This is a genomic window from Streptomyces sp. ICC1 (assembly GCF_003287935.1).
Taxonomy (GTDB): Bacteria; Actinomycetota; Actinomycetes; order Streptomycetales; family Streptomycetaceae; genus Streptomyces; species Streptomyces tritrimontium.
Window position 1 is genome coordinate 1,936,349 of the sequence record NZ_CP030287.1, and the last position, 19,806, is coordinate 1,956,154.

Below are 19,806 nucleotides of genomic sequence, written 5' to 3' on the forward strand. Positions count from 1 at the left end.
GCCGGAGCCATCACAGTGCGCCGCGCGCCCGCCTGTCGAGCGGTTTTCCGGTCGGGGACGATTGCCGGGATCGCTGCCGGGGCGGCCGCGCCGTCACGAGGCGATCATGCGCGCGCTGACCTTCTCTGGACATACGCGCCGTGCGAGGGTTGCCTGGCCCCGGACCGCTCGCGAATCCCCCAAAGAAACTCTGCAAAAATACTTTTGGAAAAGCCTCGGGCAGTTCTACGATCCCGTCATGGTCAGCGAAGAGCGCAAGCGCGTACTCGATCCCGAACAGGACGCGGCAGCCCTGAAGGCACTCACCCACCCGCTGCGCATCCGGCTGCTCGGGATGCTGCGCCAGGACGGCCCGGCCACAGCCAGTGAACTCGCGGTCAGGACCGCGGAGTCGTCCGCCTCCACCAGCTATCACCTGCGGGTTCTGGCGAAGTACGCGTTCGTCGCGGAGGCCGGGAACCGCGACGGCAGGGAGCGCCGCTGGCAGGCGGTGCACTCCCTGACCTCCTGGAGCAACAAGGCCATGGAGGGCTCGCCGGACAGCCTGGCCTGGGTCAGCCTGTCGCGCAGGGCCCAGGTCGAGCACCTGGAGCGCTCCCTCGCCCGGCACGAGGCCGACATCGCCGACGGCCGGCTCGCCCGGGAATGGGTCGAGCCGTCCGGAATGAGCGACCTGATGCCCCGTCTGACCCCGGAGTCCCTCACCGAACTGTGGGAAGCGCTCGACCGGAAGCTGGCGGAGCTGACCGCCCGCGATGCTGCGGATCCGCGCGCCACGCAGGTCATGCTCCTCACCGCCGGGCTGCCCCTGGCCCCGCACGACCCCGGCGCGGAGCCGCAACCCGCCGCCGCAGCGGGGTCGGGCCCGGCGGCGGGCCCCGCGACAGGCCCTGCGGGCACGGACCTCACGGGCACGGACCTCGCAGGCACGGACCTCACGGGCACGGAAGCCGAGGACGCGTCGTGACCGGGCCGCTGCTGGACATATCCTCCGCACGCCGCCGCTACGTCACCGTCTGCGTCCTGTTCTGGCTGCCGCTGGGACTGACCATCGCCCCCCTGATCCTGCTGTTCACCGAGCGCGGCATGGCCATGACCGCCATCGCGGGCTTCTTCGCCGCGCACTCCCTCACCGCCGCCGCGCTCGAACTCCCCACCGGAGGGCTGTCCGACGTCCTGGGCCGCCGCTCCGTCCTGGCCGCCGCCGGCGTCCTGAACCTGACCGCCCTCACCCTCGTGGGCCTGGGCACCACCGCCTGGACGCTCGGAGCCGGCATGGCCCTCATGGGAGCGGGCCGCGCCCTGTCCAGCGGACCGGCCGAAGCCTGGTACGTCGACACCGTCCACGCGCACTCGGGCCCCGACACCGAACTGCGCACCGGACTCGCCCGCGGCTCCTCCGCGACGTCCGCCGCCCTCGCAGCGGGCACGCTACTCGGTGGCGTCCTTCCCTGGCTGCTCGGACTCGGCCCCGAGCTCGGCGATCGACTGAGCGAAGCGAGCTCGGGACTGGTCCTGCCCCTCTCCACCCCGCCGCTCCTGGGCGCGGCCGTCGAGATCGCCTTCGTCCTGTACGTCCTGACCGCGCTGCGGGAGCCGCCCCGACCGGCGGCCACCCTGCGCGGGGTGCTCCGCGGCATCCCGACAACCGTCCTGGAGGGGCTGCGCCTCGGCGGCCGCGACGCGCTGGTCCGCCGGATCCTCCTCAGCGCGGGGGCCGCCGGCAGCGCCCTCGCCGCGATCGAACTGCTGACGCCGGGCCGGGCCGCGGCCCTCACCGGCGGATCGGGATCGGGCGCGGTGCTCTTCGCCGCGCTCGCGTGCGCCGGATTCGTCTGCTCCGCCGTGGGCAGCCACCTCGCGCCGCTGACCGCCCGGCTCGCGGGAAGCGGCGAGCGCGCCGTCCTGGTGAGCCTCGGCACCAGCGCGACGGGGCTGCTCCTGCTCGGCGCCACCGCGGCGGCCTCCGGAGCGGCCTCCATGGTCCTCGCCGTCACCGGCTACGGCATGGTCTACCTCGGCCTCGGCTCGGCGGGACCGAGCGAGAACGACATCCTGCACCGCCGCGTCCCCAGCGCGGGCCGGGCCACCGCGCTGTCCGTCCAGTCGCTCACCCTGCAACTGACGGCGGCCCTCACCGGCCTGGTCATCGGCTCCCTTCCGGCAGGGCCGCTGCCCTGGCTGCTGGGAGGCGCCGTGCTGCTGGCCGGAGCCCTCCTGTGGATCCGGCGCGGCGGGCCCGTACCCCCCGCTCTGCCGACACTGCCCCAGCCGCGGCCCCACTCCCTTCGGAGCCGGCCGGCAGAGGCCCTTCAGTCGCCGGAGAACCCCCAGAAGTAGATCTCCTCGGGCCGGCCACCGGCATCGTGCAGGACCGCGCACCTGCCGAACCAGCTTCGAGCGGCAAGCGGTTCCAGCGCGTTTATGTGTGCCCGGGTGGGGCGGTCGGTCCTGGCCAGCCGGCGAGCCTCGAGGGGCTGGACGGGCTGCACGGTGCAGTAGTCGGGTTCCTCACCCGGCCGCAGCATCCTGTGCATGTCCAGGATCGAGTGCGTCCCTTCCTCCTGGACCCGCTCGTCCTCCCACAACTCGGCGAGCGTCGACGGCCGCCCCCTGGGCTTGCCGCCGTCGTCTTCGGCGTCGGGATCCCAGTAGTAGTCACCCGTCTCGAAGACCCTCCGCCGCAGCGCGTCCAACGCCGCCCCGAGATCCTCCTGGTAAGGAACGTAGTACTCCCACCCCGACGCACCCACGACAACCGCCCCCGTATCCGGTTCCAAGCCTCTGACCGAAGCTAACAGCGGCCACTGACAAGCCCGGGCGATCAGGCGCGGCACCGGGTGGAGCGTCAGACCTGCCGCCGCAGCCACGAGTCGAGAGCCTTGCTCAGGTCGATTGGATGGCGATGGTCCGGCCATCTGGGTCCGTGAGTAGGTGGTGGCCGGGTGCCAGCGGGGGTTTCGCGGAGGTACCGGGAATGGTGAGGCCCAGGCGAAGGACGCTGGTCTCGCGGCCGGGGCGTGCCGGGTAGATCTCGAAGACCGTGCCGTCCGCGAAGACGGCCGCGTAGTGGCGGGGGCCCTGGCCGTGCTGCTCGGTTGCGAAGCGCAGGCCGAGGTCGCTGTAGAAGTCTCGGCATGCTTCAAGCTGGGGCGAGTACAGGACCAGCAGGGTCGCACGGATGCTGCTCGGTTCACTCATGGGGCTCCTGGCGGGCACGGTGAAGCGGACTCTGACGCAACGCGGCAAGGGCCGGACAGGGCGCACAGGTCACCCTGGTCGTGCTGCGGCTGAGGCTGGGGCTGGGGCTCCGCAGGCTGCGGGCCGGCGAGTTCCCGACCAGATCCGCGCGCCGGCCCGCAAGGTCACAGCGGTTCATCGGCAGGCGCGAAGCCTTCCCCACGTCGTCATAGTCCCCGCCACAGGCGCGTGAGGCGGCCGATGTAGGGGCGGGGCTGATAGGGGTCGAAGTCGGGTGTGGCGTCCAGCCGGCGCAGCAGGTGGAACTGGTGGGGTGCGCGCTGGAGGTCGCGGATGGGGGCCCATTCGTCGGCGACGGGCCACTGATTCAGCTGGGTTTGGATACCGGGGTGCCATTGCTCCCAGGTCTTGGCACTGACCCAGCCCAGCTGGCGCAGTTCCAGCTCGTCCTCACAAAGCCGCAAGTACAGTCGTACGGCTCTGAGTTCCTCGCCGACGCATTCCGTGCCGTCCTCCTCGGCGACGAGAGCCGATACGGGGAAGCGGTCGAGGACTTGCCAGTAGCGTGCGATGTAGGCGTCTTCGATGGTTTTGACGCGGGCTTTGGCGGCGCCGATTGAGCCGGTGATCAGTGCGCTGAGGCCGACGACTCCGGTGCCGAAGGCGACCCAGAATTCTGCTTTCACGTTGTGGTGTCCTCAGGTAATAGGGGTCGGGCAGTGCGCCGCCCGAAGGAGCAGCGCCGGGTGCGGGTGTTGGCGCCGTCGTAGCCGGGGAGTCGACATTGTGCGGCACCCACGACAACCGCCCCCCCCGTACCCGGTTCTGCCCCTGCGACCCAAGCCAACAGTGGCCACTGACAAGCCCGGGCGATCAGGCGCGGCACCGGGTGGAGCGTCAGACCTGCCGCCGCAGCCACGAGTCGAGAGCCGCGAAGTCGCCCTCGGTCAGACCGCGGCGGGGATCGACGCGATGGAGCAGGGCGGCGACCCAGGTCCGATCGGTGTCGGTGATCTCGTCGTCGACCCACGCGAACGCGCGCCCGGCCGCCCGATCGACGAGTGCGCGGGTCTTCCAGTGCAGGCCGCTTGCCTCGTCCTGGTCATCGAGGGCGGACGGCTCCGGCCAGACCATCACCGGCAGTTGCGGCAGACCCAGGCGAGGGGCCACGCGCTCGTTCGCGTCGTCCATCCACGTCGTCGCCCAGACGACCTCGCACGGGAGCGCCGCCAGCCGGGGCCCGTGCCCGGGGTCCATCCGGGTCAGCAGCGGATTCACGCCGGCGCCGAGCGGTTCGCCGTCCACCGCGTACGTCGGATACCGCTTCGGCGGCCCTCCGAACGGGATCAGCGGGCCATCGACATCGAGGAACAGCAGCGGAAGCCGCGCGGAGCCGGTCATGAGCGCACGATAGCGACAGATCCCGACGAGCCGCAGCCGGGCCCCGGGGGCGCCCCGAAGCGGCCCACGCAGTGCCACACCCGCTTGAGCGCCTGCTCGTCGTGGCGCCCGGAGCGGACCGCGTCCCCGACGACGCGCGGATCGAGCCGCCCGTCCCGGGCGATCGCCACGCCGAGGTCGACGTACTCCTGCCCGCGGTAGCCGGGATGGCGCCGGAGCTCGGCGACGGCGAGGCTGAACCCCGGATGCCATTCGACCGGGCAGCGAAGGCGCCGCGCCGAGGCTTCCACGGCCGTACCGCGGTAGCAGGGGTCGAGGACCAGGGCCTCCACATCGCGGTCGAGCCGGACCGGCCCGTGCACGTGAGCCTCGACGTAGTCGTCGAGCGCGTCCTGACCGTCGGACTCGGCGAGTCCGATCAACGCCATGCGGGCCGCGACACCGAAGGCGGACGGCTCCAGGAAGCTGTCCGGATAGCAGAACGTGGTCCGCTCCAGCGTCTCGGCGGCCAGCCGGAAGTGGGCGGACCCGAACCGCGGTGCCCCGCCGACCACCTTGCGGCGGAAGTTCAGCGCTCCGTAGACCGGCCGGGCAGCCGCGGGCTCCCCGTCGTACGCCGCGCCGAAGATCCGGCTCTCCCAGCGCCAGCGGTCCCCGCCGGGGTGGGCGGTCAAGCCCCCGTTGCTCGTGCCCGTGACGAACTGCGAGTGGTACGTGCCGTCTTCGGCCAAGGCCTCGAGGATCGGCCTGCCGCCCGCCAAACGGTCCGGGTGGAAGTTGAGGGTCACCCGCAGCCTCGGATCCAAGGGGCCGCCGGACGACCGCTCCGCCACGTGGCGCAGGGCCTGTTCGTGAGGCGCGGGCAAGGCTCGGGAGTTCATCGGCCCAGTGTCGCCGAGTCAGGCGGCGGCGTTCGGGCCCTGAGTGGCCTTGACGTGCTGCATCGCGGTCAGCTTGCGCACGAAGAGCACGGCCAGCCCCGCGGCCACGACGGTGGTCAGGTCCGCCACCGTGCCGAAGGAGAAGACGTCGCGGAACTCCTCGGGCGTCCCGGCCGCCGCGTACCGCCGCGCGAAGTTCCAGCCGAGGATGACGCTGGCGACGAAGGTCAGCCACCAGGCGACCACCGCGGTGCCCGAGGTCTCCCGGTAGGAGCCGTCGCTCGCGTACTGGGTGCTGGCGTCCCAGGTCTCCCGCGCCGTGCGGTACGGCAGGAAGAAGTTCGCGAGCGGGACGAACCAGCCGCCGATGGCCCAGCCCGCGGACTGGCTGAAGCCGTCGGGGCGGAACACCTGGCCGTTGCAGCGGACCCGGTGGAACCACATGAGGAAGACCACGAGCGTGGCCAGGTGGACCCCTCGCAGCGCGAAACCGGTCAGGGTGGTGAGGGAGTCGACGAGGTCGAGGCCGTCTGCCTGGATGGCGGTGGCGGCAGTGAAGAGGCTCGTGCTCCAGCGGTGGTCCGCGATGAGCGTGGGGCAGAGTGGGGAGCATGACGACGTACGAGACGATGGCGTTCCACCTTGAGACCGAGCGGCTGATACTGCGGCCGTGGGCGGAGTCGGATGCCGCCGAGTTCTGTGCCCTCCTCTCCGAACGCGGCAAGGGGACCCCCACGGTCGAGCACATCCGGACGTCCATCGCGGAGCTGCTCACCGCGACGGCGGAGACGGGGATCGCCCTGTTGCCCATCCAGCGCCGTGACGAAGGGGACTTCATCGGCTACTGCGGGCTGATCATCGGCCGCTCCACCCTGGAGGAGCCGGAAATCGCGTACGAGCTGTTCCGGCACGCGCACGGGCGCGGCTACGCCACCGAAGCGGCCGGGGCGGTGGTCGATGCCGCTGGCGCGACCGGGCGGAAACGTCTCTGGTCGACCGTCGGCACGTGGAACACACCGTCGCTCCGCGTCCTGGAGAAGCTCGGCTTCGATCGGGACCGCGTTGCCACGGACGACCGCGGTGAGCACGTATGGCTCACACGCTCGTTGCCGTGACGTCGACGTCGACGTCGACGTCACGGCAACGACCGGGACGGGCCGGAAGGGTCCGTATCGTAGGCGCGAAGGCCGGTGATTCAGAGTCGGGGGCAGGGTGCAGGTCGGGGATCACACCAGGTGGGGCCGGGGTTTCCCGGTGAAGTACCTCCTGGTCCAAGAGGACGAGAACGGCGTGGAGCAGCTCTGGGGGAGGTGCGCGGGCGTCGAAGGGCTGTTCGTCGAACCGGTCCCGCTGCCGCGGGAGGTCGTCACCCTTCGCGGATGCAGCCCCGACGGCGCGCTGAAGGACGTTCTCGCCGAGCCCGATGCCTCGTTCCGGGGGCTCGGTGAGGTGTGCGTCGAGGTCTGGGACGAAGAGCGGCCCGTGCAGTGGTGGACCCTCGTCGACGCGGTGGTGGTGGCCCATCAACCGCACCCGGCGGACCCGGCGCGGTACGACATCGTGGTCGGCGCCGGAGTCATGGCCGACGTGGGGGCGCCGGTACGGTCGGCGGAACCGCGCTTCGAAATCTTCGGGGGAAGGCCGACCGGGAGCATGGGTCGGTGCACCGATGTCGGGGGACTGTTCGGGCCGCGGGCGGAGCCGGCTCCCGTCCCCCTGGAGCTGATCGGATGCGAGGCCGTGGAGCCGCTGCTGACGGGGACTCAGCAACCGCGCCGCTGGACGGGGAACGGGGCCGACCTCCTGGTGCTGGACCGCCACGGTGCGGTGATGGCCTCCTGCGCGGTGGGTCTGGACGTCGACGGAGCGCGCCCGTCCGTGCTCGGCGGCGGTCTCGAGGACATCACCCTCGCCGACGGCGGGGAGGACCGGCCGTCGCCGGCGGTCCGCCCGGTCTGGGAGCAGTGGTACCAGGGCCCGCCGGCCGAGCCCAACGGGTGGGCTCCGTACGACTCACAGGGCAGGGAAGCGTGGTTGGAACTCAGCACCCGTGCCTGGCGGGTGCCCGTGCCCCGGCCGGACCGGTCCGGCGGTGAGCACCACCTCGACGGCCGGTTCGTCACGGACGTGCCCGGCGTGCACTGCGCGATCGCCGAGGCGCTGCTCGGGCCCGGGCGCTATTTCGGCAGGGAGTGGAACGCCTTCAAGGACTGCCTGGGCGGCGGATTCGGAGTGGTCCCGCCCTTCACCTTGATCTGGCACGACTCCGAGATCGCGCGCCGCGCACTCGCGGACGTCGTGGAGGACCTGGAGGGTCGGATCCCCTTCTTCGAGGAGACGGTGCGGCTCCTCGAACGACGGGGAGTCACCGTCGTGCTCCGGTGAGCCGCGGGGATCGGGAGCGGGGCGCGCCCACCGATCGTGCAGGGACAGCCGTCTTGAGGATTCGACTCGCGATCTGTGGAAGCGTGGCCGCGCTCACCGTGTGCGCGGGCACGGTGGCGGTGGCACCCGCACCGGACGGGGCAAGCGAGGCCGGCACCGTCCCGGCCGGCAGCACGAGTCCGTCGGCCCCCTTGCGTCCCCGGGAACTGAAGTTCGCCATGGACGGGGTCCACCGCGCGGGGACACCGGGGGTGTTCGCCGAAGTCCGCGACGCCGGCCGGACATGGCGCGGCGCTTCGGGAGTCGCCGACGTCGCGACCGGCCGTCCCGTCACACCCGACGGCGGCGCCAGTGCGGGTGCCGGTGCCGGGCGTGCCTCGCGGACACAGGCCCTCGTCCCGTAGGAGTCCGTACGGGTTCGGGGAATCAGGCCGGTGACGCCAGGAGTTCCTCCGCCGCGAGCACGGCGTCGTGCGCGGTGGGCCGGCCCATCAGGACGCACAGGGTGTACGCCGCGTCGTCCATGGCGCGCAGGGCGCCGGGGTCCGCGGGCGTGGCCGCCAGACGGGCCTGGCAGCCGCGAAGGCGCGAGAGGACCTCTTCGGCGCGGGTGCGGCTCGGCAGGACTCCGGTCCGCGCTTCGGCCGCGCGGCTCGGGGTCCGTGCCGCCGTGACGGCGTGGCGCAGGGCCCGTTCCAGGAGCGCCGGCAGCGGCGTACCGCCGGGGCCCGCGGCCATTGCCGCCGCGACGTCCAGCACGTTCACGTCGGCGAGGTCGGCCGCTGCCGCCAGGATCTTCTCCGCGTCGCGGACGGAGCACGGTGTCGTGGCCATCAGCATGCCCACGGCCGATGCCGCCGTCGGCCGTGCGAGCAGCGGTCTGCCCGGAGAGCCCTGGAGATCGGCTGGGTGAGACATGGGGGGATCCCTTCGATCCGAGGCCGCGAGGAGCGAGCGGGCACGTACGGCACGTACGGCACGTACGGCACGTAGCGCGGGTGGGGCGCAGCGCGGGTGGGGCGCGTACGGCACGTAGGGAAGCTATGCCCCGGTTCGGCCGCCCGGCACACGGCACGCTCCATCTGGGGGAACCCCCGACCGCCCGGTCCGGGTTCCGGGGTGCTCCCTGCCCGATCAGGTGGGGGAGGGTTCGAGACCGAGGGCGCGGGCGCGTTCGGCGCGGCCTTCGATGAGGTGGCGGAAGCCGGCCAGGGCGTAGCGCTCGCCGGTGGAGGAGCCGGGTCCGGGGATGCCGGCGACGGTGGCCATGAACTGCTGGGGCTGGGCCTGCCAGCCGACGGCCAGGACGCGCAGGCCGAGGCATTCGGCCCGGCGGTGCAGGTCGAGGAGGAGGAGCAGGCCCGCCGTGTCCATGTACGGCACGTGGTGCAGGTCGACCATCAGGACCGCGGTGTCGGCGGTGATGTCCCGCAGGGCCTGGTGCAGCGCCGGTGCGGCGGAGGCGTCCAGACTTCCGATGGCGCTGATCAGCACGGTGTTGCCGCGGCACTCGGTCTCGGTGGTGAACGAAGCAGCCACGATGCCCCTTTCCGTCATGGCCCGGGGCCGGGGTCCCGGACCTGAGGCTGCTCATCCTCGCGCGGGCCGGGGCCAGGCCGGGGTGCGGCGCGCCAGGAACGGGCTCGGGTTGCGGACCGGCCCCGACGTCCGGCTCTCGGTGTCAAGGTTTCCTTGACAAAGAGGATCATGTCAAGGAAACCTTGACGTCATGAGCACTTCACACGACGCCCCGACCGGGACCGGTACGTCCGGAGCCGTCCATTCCGCGGTTGCCTCCGCGCTGGGCCTGCTCGCCCTCGCGGTGAGTTTGATAGCCATGGCCATGGCTCTCGCCGACGACCTCGGGGCGGGCGGCACCGCCGCGCTCCTCGGGGCGGACCTCGTGCTCGTCGCGGTCATGGGCGTACTGATCTCCGCCCTGCGGACCCGGCCCGCCGGCGGCGACGGCTCCGTGGGCGGTCGGGCGCGGCGGGCCCGCGATGAGGAACGGCTCGACGAGCTCGAGCCGTTGGGCCCCTCCGGAGGCCCCGCGGACGCCGGGCGGTGAGCGAGGCCGAACTCCTCAGCCCGCAGGAGGTCGCCGCCATCCGGGAAGAGATCGCGGCTGCCGTGCTCGGCGCCCCGGAGGGGCTCGCCGAGTCGCTGGAGCGCGACCCGGAGGGATTCCTGCGCCTGGTGGCCGCGGCCCGTGTCGGCGCCGAGGAATCCAGCCGCCTCCTGCGGGAGGCCATCCAAGGGGCCAGGGCGGCGGGCCACAGCTGGGACAGCGTGGGCGGGGTCCTGGGGGTGAGCCGACAGGCGGCCCAGCAGCGGTTCGCCGTGAAGCCGTCCGCTCCGAAGGCCGGGCCGGCGGCGGGTGCGGCGGACCGGTCGCACGGGTCGGACCGGGTGGACCCGGCGGACGGATCCCCGGCGCGCCGGGTGATCACCCCGGTCACCGCGTTCAGCGAGCTGGCCGAACTCGACGGGGCCGGGCGCGACGGCTGGCACCTCGTGGACTACGGCCCGTTCTTCCTCGTGGTGGAAGCCTCCGACCGGGTCTGGGAGCACCGACGGGCCTTCGGCGGCCAACGCCGGCGGATGAAGACCGAGGGGTGGACGCAGGTGGGCGCCGGGTCCTTCCCCTGGCGCTACTACAAACGCCCCACGGACCGGCCGACCGAACGCTGAACCAGGGCCTGTTGTGAACGTGCCGACGGGCCGGACCAGGCGATGCCCAAGCCCGGCCCGGCCCGTCGTCCGCTTGTCCCTACAGGTCGAGCTGGTACTGGACCGTCGTGTGTGTGGGCACGTAGTCGAGGCTGTCGCTGATGTGTCTCATGTGCGTGTTGCTGTCGGCGGTGTCGGTCAGGAGGCCGCCGAGGTCTGGATGGTGCCCGTGGGCTTGTCGGATCGACTCGGCCTTCATCCATCGGCCGAGGCCGTGTCCGCGGTGCTCGGGCAGCACGCCGGTGCCGTAGTGCTGGCCATCACCCGTGCCGTTGCCGGGGACGACGAGTTCTGTGAACCCGGCGATCGAGTCGTCGGTGGTGTCGATGGCGACGACCGTGTGCAACTGGTCTCCGCGGTCTTGAACGGCCTTCGCCGCGGCCCGGACCCGGTCCACGTCCCAGGTTACGGTGCCGTAGTCGGTGTCTTCCATGGGCATGTCGTCCATGGCGCGGCGTGAGGCGGCGAACGTCTGGGCGAGGTCGGCGGGGACGGTTCCCCGCCATGACGCCAGCCGGTAGCCGGGGTGCGGACGCTCGATGATCTCGGCGAGGGCGGTGGGGTCCACGTCGGCCAGCGGCAAGCGGGCGAATCTCAAGGTGAGCACCTTGCGGAAGCCGTGGGCCGGCAGGAAGTCGTTGCCGGGCGATCCGGCCTCGGCCTGCGCGCTGACACAGCGCCGGGCGTCGTCCCGGGCGGCGGCCACGGCGGAGTCGAGGAGTCTGGAGCCGACGCCCTTGCGGCGCTCCGTGGGATGGACGTGGAGGGTCAGTTCGGCCAGGTGCGCCTGTCCGCCATCGAACAGGCGCAGAAAGGCCGTCCCCACGGGGATGGAATCGGCGTCGGATGCCAGCCATGCAAGGCGTCGGCTGTGCGCCCCGTGAGCGGGGTCGGTCAGTGGGGTGATGCGAAGCGACAAGGTGTCTCCGTCGTGAGGAGGTGGCAAAGGCAAGTACGCGGGCTCACCCGCTGGGCACTCGTGCGCATGTGCTCCACACCTCCTCGTCGACAGTGCCGGTCCGGAACACCACGGACGGCTCGGGCGAACCTAACTGGCCCACCGGTTCCTCGGCAAAGGGTTATTGAAGGCAGTACGACCGTGGGGTCATGGCCACTCGTCAACGGCCGCGCCGGGAGCCGGCCGACGATCGACATGGGCTTCTGCCCCCTGCCGCGGCGCTCGAACGGATCATGGGGCGGTACGGAGTCGTCCCCGGCCGGGTCGGCAGCATGCAGGCCGCGTGGTCCGCCTTCGAGGAGTTCGTGCAGATCCCGGTCGAGGGGATCGAGGGCCCGGAGAACGAGGGCGACTGCTTCATCGTCGAATGGGGCGCGTGGGACTGGACCGGGGGCCGGCCCGCCGTGTCCCTGGGGCGGCTCCTGGCCGTCGCCGAGCAGGGTGACGAGAGCGACGAGTACGGGCAGCCGCAGTACTGGAAGGTGGAGTTCCAGGCGTCCTTCGCCGACCACCCCGCCTGGGCGAGCCTGCCCGGGAGCGGCCCCGGGGACAGCGGCTTCGACGGTGCCGAGATCGGCCTCCCCAGAGCGGCCGCACTCGCGGACACCCGCCGCTTGATCGAACAGGAGCCCCTCCTCAGGGCGATCTGGCGGTCCGCTCCGATCGACATCGAGGTGACGCTGGACCACGCCGGCTAGGCCGGCTCTTTCGGATCTTGCCGGGCCCGCGACGCCTGGCACCGCGCCTGGCCGCGTTGTCGGGACGCCCGAGTACGTCCAGTACACGCAGCGCCCCTCCGCCTTGCCATGCACGGCACCAGACGCCGCGGGCTCGGCCGACAAGATCCGAAAGAGACGGCCTAGGCCGCCCGCGTCAGCCGATGGTGCCGGGTCGGCCGGGTCGGGCCGCCGTGGCCCGGAGCAGGTCCCGCAGCAGGTCGAAGTCGATGTGCTCCGGTTTGCGGAACCGCAGGCAGACCTTGCCCATGTCCAGCCCGGCCAGCCGTTCCTCGAACGCCTCACGGACGTCGCCGCGCATGAGGTAGAAGGAGACGTACTGCTTCTGGCTGGCGAACGCGATCTCGGCGGTGCCGTCCCGCACGTACGCGGGCATCCCGTACGCCATCACCTCCTCGAAGCCCTTCAGCTCCTCCCGGCACAGCCGCCGCAACCCGGCCAAGGCGTCCCTGCGCTCCTCGGGCACCTCGTCCAGGTAGCCGGCCACGTCATCCGCCTCGCTCTGCACCATTCCACGAGGCTATGCCGCCCCGCGGCGCCGGTCGACCTTTCGAGCACGTCCGGCCGTGCACCCGCGCGCCCACGCGGGGCGCGGCAGGGCGGAACGCGGCAGGGCGGAACGCGGCAGGGCGGGGCGGAAGGAGACCGCCGACCGGCGGAGCGGCGGTTTCACCCGTCCCGGTGGAAACCGGCGCGGTCAGCGGGGGAAGAACCGATTCGCTGCCGCGGCTTCGGCATACGGTCCCCGCGACCCCCTCACCAATCTTGAGGAGACCTTCATGAAGCTTCGCAGCGCCGTCACTGCTGGCCTGGCCGGCCTGGTCCTCGCCCTCTCCGTTCCGGGATCCGCCTTCGCCGCGACCGGAGAATTCAGCTACTCCTTCACCGACGACCAGGACCGGAACCTGACCGTCACCCTGCACGACCCGCAGAGCGACACGTGCGTCAACCTGCCCTACGTCGGCAGCGAATGGGTCGACCCGGGCCACACGCCCCACAACACCACGGACGAGTGGGTGACCGTCTACGAGGGCGCCAACTGTGAGGGCCCCGATTGGAAGCTGCGCCCCAACGGCAAGCCCGCCACGGACAAGCTCAAGGTCCGTTCGGCGTACTTCCACGGCTCGAACTGACCGCAGCCGCCCCCGGGTAGCCCCGGGGGCAGGCCGCACACGGGCCCCTGTTCGAACCGGCCGTGTCCCGTGCGACGATCAGGCCATGGCCGAGTCCCCCGTTTCCCCGGTCGCCGTGCTGGCGGCCCTGCTGGACCGCTCGCTGGTGCAGATCGCCGACGCCTCCGCCGACGCCCGCCGCTTCGACCGGGAGGTCATCCGCCACGCGGCGGACGTCTGGGACAACAACACCGCTCCGTTCTTCCGGGCGGCGACGGCCGGTACCCGCGGCGAGCGCGAGCGACGCGCACGGGCGGCGTTGGAGTGGATGGCCGCCCTCGGCGCAGAGCGCCGCCGGTCATGGATGCGGGAGCAAGCCGCCGCCGCCGGGCACCCGTTGGACGGGCTCCTCGCGCCGGCGAAACCGTACGCGGCGGGTCGCGACCACCAAGGGCTGGTGCGGCCGACGCTGATGGCGGTGACGTCCGAGACGGCGCCGAGCCTGGCCGCCGACTACGACCTGCCGGCGGCCGAGATCCGCTACCTGAGCGTCGAACGGGCCGGGGACCGTCGAGGTGGCCGCCTCGACGGCCACCTCGAACTCGCCGTTCCCCGCTCCTATCCCCTCGACGCGCACACCCCTCCCGAGACCGCGACGCTGGGCATCCGGCTGCACGGCATCACGGAGGTCCGCTTCGATTCCCACGACGCCCGCGGCGCCGCCCTCCGGCCCGCCGCCGGCGGGGGGCCGGTCTCCATCGGCATCGGAGCACGCGGCACGCTCACCGCGGCGACCGCCGACCTCTACCCGGACGACCACCACTGGCACCTGTCCGCCGCCGGACGCCGGGCCTCCGCGGCGACACCGCCCCGCGACAGCGAACCGGCCCCGGCCACCGCCCCCCAGGACGGACACCTCCGCGTCAACGCCGCCGCGGCCGCGCACGTCCTGCACCGCGCCATGCTGGAGATCCGCATCGTCCGCTACGCCGGTGAGGCGGGCCGCGCGCCGGTGCGCGAGCTCCCAAGGGCCTTCGCCGGAGCGGGCGCGGCGGTCCTCGCCGCCGGTGCGCACCGACTGCCCCACCGCGCGGAGACCGCTTTCCGCCGGCTGATCGAGACCTGGGTCCGGCGCGGCGGCCCGGCCCTCGCGGAGTGGTTCGACGCGGCACTGCGCGCGTCGGCCCGTCAGCCGCACTTCCTCCCCGGCCTCCTCGACGAGGTCCGGGCCCGCCGGGCCTTCGACGCGTCGCGGCGGCCCGCGGCGGATCCGGTGCCGGCTCCCGGCCGTCCTCGCGAGGTCGAGCTCCGCATGGCCGCCTACACCTCGGCCCACACCCGCTACCGCGCCCGCCACGAAGCCTCCGCCCTCCTGCACGTGGCCGTGCCGCCCCGCCCCGGTGCCGCCGAGGACGCCCCCTGGTACCTGCGCGCCGTGACGGGCGCCGACCCCGCCCGCTTCCGGCTGCGTACCGAGGCGTTCCAGGGCTCCGGTCCGCACCGGGTCACCGTCGACGAGGACGGGGCCCGCCACTTCGTCCTGCGCGACGGAGCCCTCGACGTCACGACCGGGAAGGCCTGAACCACGGTCCGCCGTGTCCGGCCGCGAACGGCTCCGGCCCTCAGTCCAAGGTCTCGGCGGCCTTGGTCATCGGCCCTCCCGCGTCACCCGTGTTGAGGACCCCCGCCGGTTCCAGGAGCAGGATGGCGGTCTCCTCTTCGGCCACCGGACAGTGTTCGACGCCCCGGGGCACCACGAACAGCTCTCCCGGCTCGAGCACGACGTCGCCGTCCCTGAGCTGGATGGTGAGCCGGCCGCTGAGGACGAGGAACAGCTCGTCGGTGTCCTCGTGGGCGTGCCAGACGAACTCACCTTTGAGCTTGGCGAGTTTGACCTCGTAGTCGTTGAGACGGGCGATCCTCTTCTGGGTCCAGAGCTCATCGAACTGGGCGAGCTTGTGGGCCAGGTTCACGGAGACGTTCGGTGTGATCATGGGACGAGCATGGCGCCGTCGACCGCCCCCGGTCTTGTACGTTCCCGACATGACCAGCGATCAGCCCCGAACGCGGATCAGTGCCTGGCGGCCTCCGGTCGCGGGGATCTCCGAAGTCTTCCACGCCCATTTCACCGATCACGCCTACCCGGTCCACACCCATGACACCTGGGACCTGATGATCCTCGACGACGGATCGGTGGACTTCTCCCTCGACCGCCGCCGGCACGGGGCCGCCGGCACGGGCTCGGTCATCCTGCTGCCGCCGGGCGTCCCGCACGACGGGAAGACGGTCAACCCCGCGGGATTCCGCAAGCGCGTGCTCTACCTCGACACCGGCGTCCTTCCGGAACGGCTGGCGGGGGCGGCGGTCGACGGCCCGGTCCACGGAGACGGACTGCTGCGCCGGCGCATCCACCAGCTCCACGAAGCCCTCGCCGCCCCGGGGGACGAGTTCGAGGCGGAGTCCCGGCTGGCGCTCGTCCGCGAGCGGCTGCTCTCCCACCTCAAGGCCGCGGAGCCCGCGATACCGAGCCGCGGGGCCGGGCGGACCGCCGCCGCCCTGCGCGAGCTGCTGGATTCACGCATACGCACCGGGCTCACCCTGGACGAGGCGGCCGGCATCCTGCACGCCCACCCCACCCACCTGATCCGCTGCTTCAAACAGGCCTACGGACTGCCGCCGCACACCTACCTCACCGGCAGGCGCATCGACCGGGCGCGCCGCCTCCTGCTCGCGGGCCGGCGGCCGGCCGATGTCGCCGCGGCCGTGGGCTTCTACGACCAGGCACACCTGAACCGGCACTTCACCCGCCACCTGAGCACCCCGCCGGGCCGGTACGCGGCCCTGCGCGATCGGGGCGCACCGACGTGACGCGGGCCCCCGGGAGCCGGCCCGCACCGAGGCCGCCCGCCACGGCTGCCCGCCACGACCGCCCGCCGACGCCGCCCGCCACGACCGCCCGCCACGACCGCCCGCCGACGCCGCCCGGCGGGGGAACCCGTGCGGGAACCGGCGCGGCGTCCGGGTTGCGTGAGCGCACGTACACTCGGTCCATGAACCGCACACGCGTCACAGGGGAGAGCCGGCCGCCGGCCGCTCCTGTCGCGCGGGCGGGTTCCGCGGCCCGGACGGGTATCGGCCCCCGGACCGCCTTCGACGGCCAGGCCCCCACGGTGGGCCGCGGCGTCGTGCACGGCCACGGCTAGCGATTCCCCACCGGGCCCGGGCCCGGTCTCCTGCCGCACCGTGCTCCGCACCACCTTCCGCGACGGCCCCTGCCCCGGCGCCCCGGCTTGATCGCCGCGCCCGGACCGGCCCCGTCGCCCCGGAGGGCGACGTACCGCCTTCCCCACACCACCACCGCAGTCCCGACGCTCGTCGGCGCTGCCGCCAGGCGAGGGCCGCACGCCGGGCCGTAGCCGCCTTCGAAGGGACCACCGTGAAGCTGAGCGGTTTGCTGACCGGCCACGAGCACCACGTCATCCAGGGAGACGCCGAATCGACGGTGATCACCGCGGGCACCACCTTCGACGTCGACCGGGTGGTTCCGGGCTCGCTCTTCATCGCCGTGCCCGGCCACCGCGAAGGCGGCCCCGCCTCCATCGGCGCGGCGCTCGCGCGCGGTGCGGTGGCGGTGTTCGTCGACGAGGCCGGAGCCGCCGCCGTGCCCCCGGGCCGGGAACTGCTGCCGGCCGTGTGCTTCGTACGGGTGGCCGACACCCGCAAGGCCGCCGCGGTCGCGTCCGCGCGGTACTACGGCGAACCGGGTCGGCACATGGACATGGTGGCGGTCACCGGGACCAACGGGAAGACCTCCATCTCCTACATGGTCGAGTCGCTGCTGAGGATCTCCGAGGGCGCCGTGGTGGGCGTGATCGGCACGGCCGGCAGCCGGATCGGCGACGAGGTGATCCCGATGCCGCCCTCGGTGCTGACCACGCCCGAGTCGCCGGACCTGCAGTACCTCCTGGGCCGCATGCGGGACCGCGGCACCGCCAGCGTGGTGCTGGAGGCCACCTCGATGGCCCTGCAGACGTACCGGGTGGACCGGACGTTCGTCGACGTCGGCGTCTTCACCAACCTGACCCAGGACCACCTGGACGACCACGGCACGATGGGCCGCTACACGGACGCCAAACTGCGCCTGTTCCAGGGGCTGTGCCGGCACGCCGTGGTCAACGTGGACGACGCCGTGGGAACAGGGATCCCGGCGATGATGCCGGGCGCGGCCACGACCTACGCCCTCGACACGGAAGCCGACTTCAGGGCCACGGACCTGATCGCCGACGCCTCGGGCACCCGCTTCACGCTGCACCACGCCGGCCGGGAGTATCCGGCGGCCATCCCGGTCCCGGGCCGGTTCTCGGTGTCCAACGCGCTGGCGGCCGTGGCGGCCTGCCACGTGCTGGGCCACGACCTGGACGGTCTGGTCGGCGCGCTCGCGAAGATGCCGCCCGTGCCGGGCCGCTTCGAGCGCTTCGTGACCCCCGGCGGCACCTCCGTGATCGTGGACTACGCACACTCGCCGGACTCCCTCGACAAGGTGCTCACCGCCATCCGCGGGTTCGCCCGGGGCCGGGTCATCACCGTCTTCGGCTGCGGCGGGGACCGGGACACGACCAAGCGGGCCGAGATGGGCCGCATCGCCGGAACCCACTCCGACCTGTGCGTCCTGACCTCCGACAACCCCCGCACCGAGGACCCCGAGTCGATCCTGGACCAGATCGCCCCCGGCATCGAGGGCACGGGCACGCCCTACGAGCGGTCCGCGGACCGGCGGCGGGCCATCGGGCTCGCGCTGGCCGCCGCGCGGCCCGAGGACATCGTCCTGATCGCCGGGAAGGGCAGCGAGCCGCACCAGATCGTGGGCGAGGAGCTGCTCCCCTTCAGCGACATGGCGACCGTACGGGACCTCGCCTCCCGGCCGGGCGCCTGAGGGGCGTCAGGTCCGGGCCGCCCCACCGCCGAGGCGGGCGAGGTAGCGGGGCAGGCCGGTCGCGTCCTCGCCCGCCCAGCCCACGTACCCGTCGGGCCGGACCAGGAAGATCCCCTTGCCGTACGGCCCGTACGCCCCGATCCGGTGAACATGCGTGAACTCCGTTTCCACCGGCGGTAGTTCGGCGTCCGTGCCCACGGCGAGCAGGGTGAAGTGCGGCCCCCGGAACAGGTCGAAGAGCCTGCGGCCGTCCGGCAGCGGTCCGTCGGGAGCGCGGTCGCCGGCTTCCAGCGCGCCCGCCGCACCCTCGGAGAGCGGGCCGCCACGGTAGCCCAGGCCGAGCTGGCGGGTGGTCTCGCCGCGCTCCTCCTGACCGCGGTGGATCCGGGTGGACAGGCCCAGCATCTGCGCGGCGACGGGCTGGCGCTCCTGCTCGTAGGTGTCCAAGAGCGCGGGGTCCGCACCGTGGCGCAGGATCTGGCCGAGCTTCCAGCCGAGGTTGTAGGCGTCCTGCACGCTGGTGTTGAGGCCCTGGCCGCCGGCGGGGGAGTGCACGTGGGCCGCGTCGCCCGCGAGCAGGACCCGCCCGGCGCGGAACCGGTCGGCCATCGCGGCGCGCGGCCTGAAATCGGAGGCCCAGCGGACCTCGGTGACGTCCTCGGCCGCGAGGTGGGTGCAGGCGGCGACCACGGCGGGGATGTCGAGGTCCTCGGTCCGCGCGACGAGCTGGTAGTCGTCGGTGCCGGGCAGCGGGCACAGGGCGGCGAAGCCGCCGTCCGCACCCGGGAAGAGGTGCCAGTGGTCGCGGTCCAGGGCGCCGGGACGCAGCCGGACGTCGGCGACGACCATTGGGGCGGGGTCTGCCGTTTCGCCGGTCATGCCGGTCATGCCGATGTCCAGGGCCTTGCGGACCGTGGAGCGGCCGCCGTCGGCGGCCACCAGATAGGCGGCGCGCAGGGTGCCGCCGTCGGCCAGGTGTGCGGTCACCCCGTCGGGGTCCTGGTCGAGGGCGGCCAGGGTGGTGCCGAAGGCGACCCGGCCGCCGAGTTCGGTGAGGCGCGCGAAGAGGATCTCCTGGGTGCGCCACTGGGGCAGGAGCCGGGCGCGCGGATGGGGCTCGGTCTCGGTCGGTCCGCCGACGGCGGCGTCGCCGAGCATGTCGTGCTCGCCGACGGGCCGGCCGCCCTGCCAGATCTGCCCGATGGGGGCGTGGGCGCCGGCGGCGAGCACGGCGTCGCCGACGCCGAGGTCGTCGAAGACCTCAAGGGTGCGCGGCTGGAGGCCCTTGCCCCGGGAGCCGGGGAAGAGGCTGTCGGCCCGTTCGAGGACCAGGGCGCGGACGCCGCGGCGGGTGAGGTCCAAGGCGAGGGCCAGTCCGGTGGGGCCGGCGCCGACGACGAGCACGTCGGGAGCCCCGCTTTCCTTAACGCTGTTAAGTGTGGTCATGGGTACGAGAATGGGCTTAACG

At 72.8% G+C, this 19,806-nt stretch carries 24 protein-coding genes and 1 pseudogene; 13 read left to right on the forward strand and 12 right to left on the reverse strand.

Features of this window, described 5'->3' with window-relative positions; translation table 11 throughout:
• The first annotated feature begins 238 nt into the window (after nucleotides 1-238).
• Both DRB96_RS09115 and DRB96_RS09120 read left to right on the forward strand, forming a co-directional pair.
• Entirely contained in the window at nucleotides 239-967 is a 729-nt protein-coding gene (locus DRB96_RS09115; protein WP_112447970.1) for a helix-turn-helix domain-containing protein, read from the forward strand.
• Nucleotides 964-2,340 (forward strand): MFS transporter, encoded by a 1,377-nt coding sequence (locus DRB96_RS09120; protein ID WP_239516080.1) that lies wholly within the window; start codon nucleotides 964-966, stop codon nucleotides 2,338-2,340. The genes DRB96_RS09115 and DRB96_RS09120 overlap by 4 nt, the downstream gene beginning before the upstream one ends.
• On the opposite strand, the gene DRB96_RS09125 is transcribed toward DRB96_RS09120, so the two are convergent.
• The 6 genes from DRB96_RS09125 to DRB96_RS09150 all read right to left on the reverse strand — a co-directional run bounded on the left by DRB96_RS09125 (nucleotide 2,313) and on the right by DRB96_RS09150 (nucleotide 6,071).
• Nucleotides 2,313-2,780 carry a hypothetical protein gene (locus DRB96_RS09125; RefSeq protein ID WP_239516081.1) on the reverse strand — a complete coding sequence of 156 codons (468 nt, stop codon included), beginning with the start codon at nucleotides 2,778-2,780 and terminating at the stop codon, nucleotides 2,313-2,315. The two genes, DRB96_RS09120 and DRB96_RS09125, sit on opposite strands and share 28 nt — an antisense overlap.
• Nucleotides 2,781-2,886: 106 nt before the next feature.
• Nucleotides 2,887-3,201 carry a glyoxalase/bleomycin resistance/dioxygenase family protein gene (locus DRB96_RS09130; RefSeq protein WP_112447972.1) on the reverse strand — a complete coding sequence of 105 codons (315 nt, stop codon included), beginning with the start codon at nucleotides 3,199-3,201 and terminating at the stop codon, nucleotides 2,887-2,889.
• 206 nt (nucleotides 3,202-3,407) lie between these two features.
• Complete coding sequence (locus DRB96_RS09135) at nucleotides 3,408-3,887, reverse strand: hypothetical protein (RefSeq protein ID WP_112447973.1); 480 nt, start codon at nucleotides 3,885-3,887, stop codon at nucleotides 3,408-3,410.
• A gap of 211 nt (nucleotides 3,888-4,098) precedes the next feature.
• Nucleotides 4,099-4,602 carry an HAD domain-containing protein gene (locus DRB96_RS09140; RefSeq protein ID WP_112447974.1) on the reverse strand — a complete coding sequence of 168 codons (504 nt, stop codon included), beginning with the start codon at nucleotides 4,600-4,602 and terminating at the stop codon, nucleotides 4,099-4,101.
• Complete coding sequence (locus DRB96_RS09145) at nucleotides 4,599-5,483, reverse strand: DUF3626 domain-containing protein (protein WP_112447975.1); 885 nt, start codon at nucleotides 5,481-5,483, stop codon at nucleotides 4,599-4,601. The genes DRB96_RS09140 and DRB96_RS09145 overlap by 4 nt, the downstream gene beginning before the upstream one ends.
• A gap of 18 nt (nucleotides 5,484-5,501) precedes the next feature.
• Entirely contained in the window at nucleotides 5,502-6,071 is a 570-nt protein-coding gene (locus tag DRB96_RS09150) for a DUF4328 domain-containing protein (RefSeq protein WP_112447976.1), read from the reverse strand.
• A 23-nt stretch (nucleotides 6,072-6,094) separates the two neighbouring features.
• Between DRB96_RS09150 and DRB96_RS09155 the strand changes: the two genes are divergently transcribed.
• The 3 genes and pseudogenes from DRB96_RS09155 to DRB96_RS44415 form a co-directional block, all read left to right on the forward strand.
• A complete protein-coding gene (locus DRB96_RS09155; protein ID WP_112453301.1) occupies nucleotides 6,095-6,598 on the forward strand; it encodes a GNAT family N-acetyltransferase in 504 nt (167 codons plus the stop codon).
• A gap of 139 nt (nucleotides 6,599-6,737) precedes the next feature.
• Nucleotides 6,738-7,868, forward strand: a complete 1,131-nt coding sequence (locus tag DRB96_RS09160) for a barstar family protein (protein WP_112447977.1) — start codon at nucleotides 6,738-6,740, stop codon at nucleotides 7,866-7,868.
• A gap of 53 nt (nucleotides 7,869-7,921) precedes the next feature.
• Nucleotides 7,922-8,209: pseudogene (locus DRB96_RS44415) on the forward strand (hydrolase); the annotation flags it as partial.
• 85 nt (nucleotides 8,210-8,294) lie between these two features.
• Here the strand turns inward: DRB96_RS44415 and DRB96_RS44420 are convergent.
• Together DRB96_RS44420 and DRB96_RS09175 are read right to left on the reverse strand one after the other, a co-directional pair.
• Nucleotides 8,295-8,786, reverse strand: a complete 492-nt coding sequence (locus DRB96_RS44420; protein WP_239516082.1) for a DUF5133 domain-containing protein — start codon at nucleotides 8,784-8,786, stop codon at nucleotides 8,295-8,297.
• Between the two features lie 216 nt (nucleotides 8,787-9,002).
• A complete protein-coding gene (locus DRB96_RS09175; protein WP_239516083.1) occupies nucleotides 9,003-9,407 on the reverse strand; it encodes an STAS domain-containing protein in 405 nt (134 codons plus the stop codon).
• A gap of 190 nt (nucleotides 9,408-9,597) precedes the next feature.
• On the opposite strand from DRB96_RS09175, the gene DRB96_RS09180 reads away from it, so the two are divergent.
• Complete coding sequence (locus tag DRB96_RS09180; RefSeq protein ID WP_112447979.1) at nucleotides 9,598-9,936, forward strand: hypothetical protein; 339 nt, start codon at nucleotides 9,598-9,600, stop codon at nucleotides 9,934-9,936.
• Complete coding sequence (locus DRB96_RS09185) at nucleotides 9,933-10,559, forward strand: hypothetical protein (RefSeq protein WP_112447980.1); 627 nt, start codon at nucleotides 9,933-9,935, stop codon at nucleotides 10,557-10,559. The genes DRB96_RS09180 and DRB96_RS09185 overlap by 4 nt, the downstream gene beginning before the upstream one ends.
• A 79-nt stretch (nucleotides 10,560-10,638) precedes the next feature.
• Here DRB96_RS09185 and DRB96_RS09190 read toward each other — a convergent pair whose 3' ends face one another.
• Complete coding sequence (locus DRB96_RS09190) at nucleotides 10,639-11,517, reverse strand: GNAT family N-acetyltransferase (RefSeq protein ID WP_112447981.1); 879 nt, start codon at nucleotides 11,515-11,517, stop codon at nucleotides 10,639-10,641.
• A gap of 188 nt (nucleotides 11,518-11,705) precedes the next feature.
• On the opposite strand from DRB96_RS09190, the gene DRB96_RS09195 reads away from it, so the two are divergent.
• Nucleotides 11,706-12,254, forward strand: coding sequence for a hypothetical protein (locus DRB96_RS09195; RefSeq protein WP_162688534.1), 549 nt, complete (start codon nucleotides 11,706-11,708; stop codon nucleotides 12,252-12,254).
• A gap of 175 nt (nucleotides 12,255-12,429) precedes the next feature.
• On the opposite strand, the gene DRB96_RS09200 is transcribed toward DRB96_RS09195, so the two are convergent.
• Complete coding sequence (locus DRB96_RS09200) at nucleotides 12,430-12,804, reverse strand: DUF1801 domain-containing protein (protein WP_112447983.1); 375 nt, start codon at nucleotides 12,802-12,804, stop codon at nucleotides 12,430-12,432.
• Between the two features lie 268 nt (nucleotides 12,805-13,072).
• On the opposite strand from DRB96_RS09200, the gene DRB96_RS09205 reads away from it, so the two are divergent.
• Together DRB96_RS09205 and DRB96_RS09210 are read left to right on the forward strand one after the other, a co-directional pair.
• Entirely contained in the window at nucleotides 13,073-13,426 is a 354-nt protein-coding gene (locus tag DRB96_RS09205) for a hypothetical protein (RefSeq protein WP_112447984.1), read from the forward strand.
• Nucleotides 13,427-13,511: 85 nt separating this feature from the next.
• Nucleotides 13,512-14,987, forward strand: a complete 1,476-nt coding sequence (locus tag DRB96_RS09210; protein ID WP_112447985.1) for a hypothetical protein — start codon at nucleotides 13,512-13,514, stop codon at nucleotides 14,985-14,987.
• Nucleotides 14,988-15,027: 40 nt separating this feature from the next.
• On the opposite strand, the gene DRB96_RS09215 is transcribed toward DRB96_RS09210, so the two are convergent.
• The gene (locus DRB96_RS09215) at nucleotides 15,028-15,399 is read right to left on the reverse strand and encodes a cupin domain-containing protein (protein WP_112447986.1); all 372 of its coding nucleotides are present in this window, start codon (nucleotides 15,397-15,399) and stop codon (nucleotides 15,028-15,030) included.
• 49 nt (nucleotides 15,400-15,448) lie between these two features.
• Between DRB96_RS09215 and DRB96_RS09220 the strand changes: the two genes are divergently transcribed.
• From DRB96_RS09220 to DRB96_RS09225, 3 genes are all read left to right on the forward strand, one after another.
• Nucleotides 15,449-16,273, forward strand: a complete 825-nt coding sequence (locus DRB96_RS09220; protein ID WP_112453303.1) for an AraC family transcriptional regulator — start codon at nucleotides 15,449-15,451, stop codon at nucleotides 16,271-16,273.
• Nucleotides 16,274-16,455: 182 nt separating this feature from the next.
• Nucleotides 16,456-16,608: a hypothetical protein gene (locus DRB96_RS42765; protein ID WP_162688535.1), complete on the forward strand. Its 153-nt coding sequence runs from the start codon at nucleotides 16,456-16,458 to the stop codon at nucleotides 16,606-16,608.
• Between the two features lie 233 nt (nucleotides 16,609-16,841).
• On the forward strand, nucleotides 16,842-18,338 hold the full coding sequence (locus DRB96_RS09225) for a UDP-N-acetylmuramoyl-L-alanyl-D-glutamate--2,6-diaminopimelate ligase (protein WP_112447987.1): 1,497 nt from the start codon (nucleotides 16,842-16,844) through the stop codon (nucleotides 18,336-18,338).
• Nucleotides 18,339-18,344: 6 nt separating this feature from the next.
• On the opposite strand, the gene DRB96_RS09230 is transcribed toward DRB96_RS09225, so the two are convergent.
• Complete coding sequence (locus tag DRB96_RS09230; protein WP_112447988.1) at nucleotides 18,345-19,784, reverse strand: FAD-dependent monooxygenase; 1,440 nt, start codon at nucleotides 19,782-19,784, stop codon at nucleotides 18,345-18,347.
• Nucleotides 19,785-19,806: the final 22 nt, after the last annotated feature.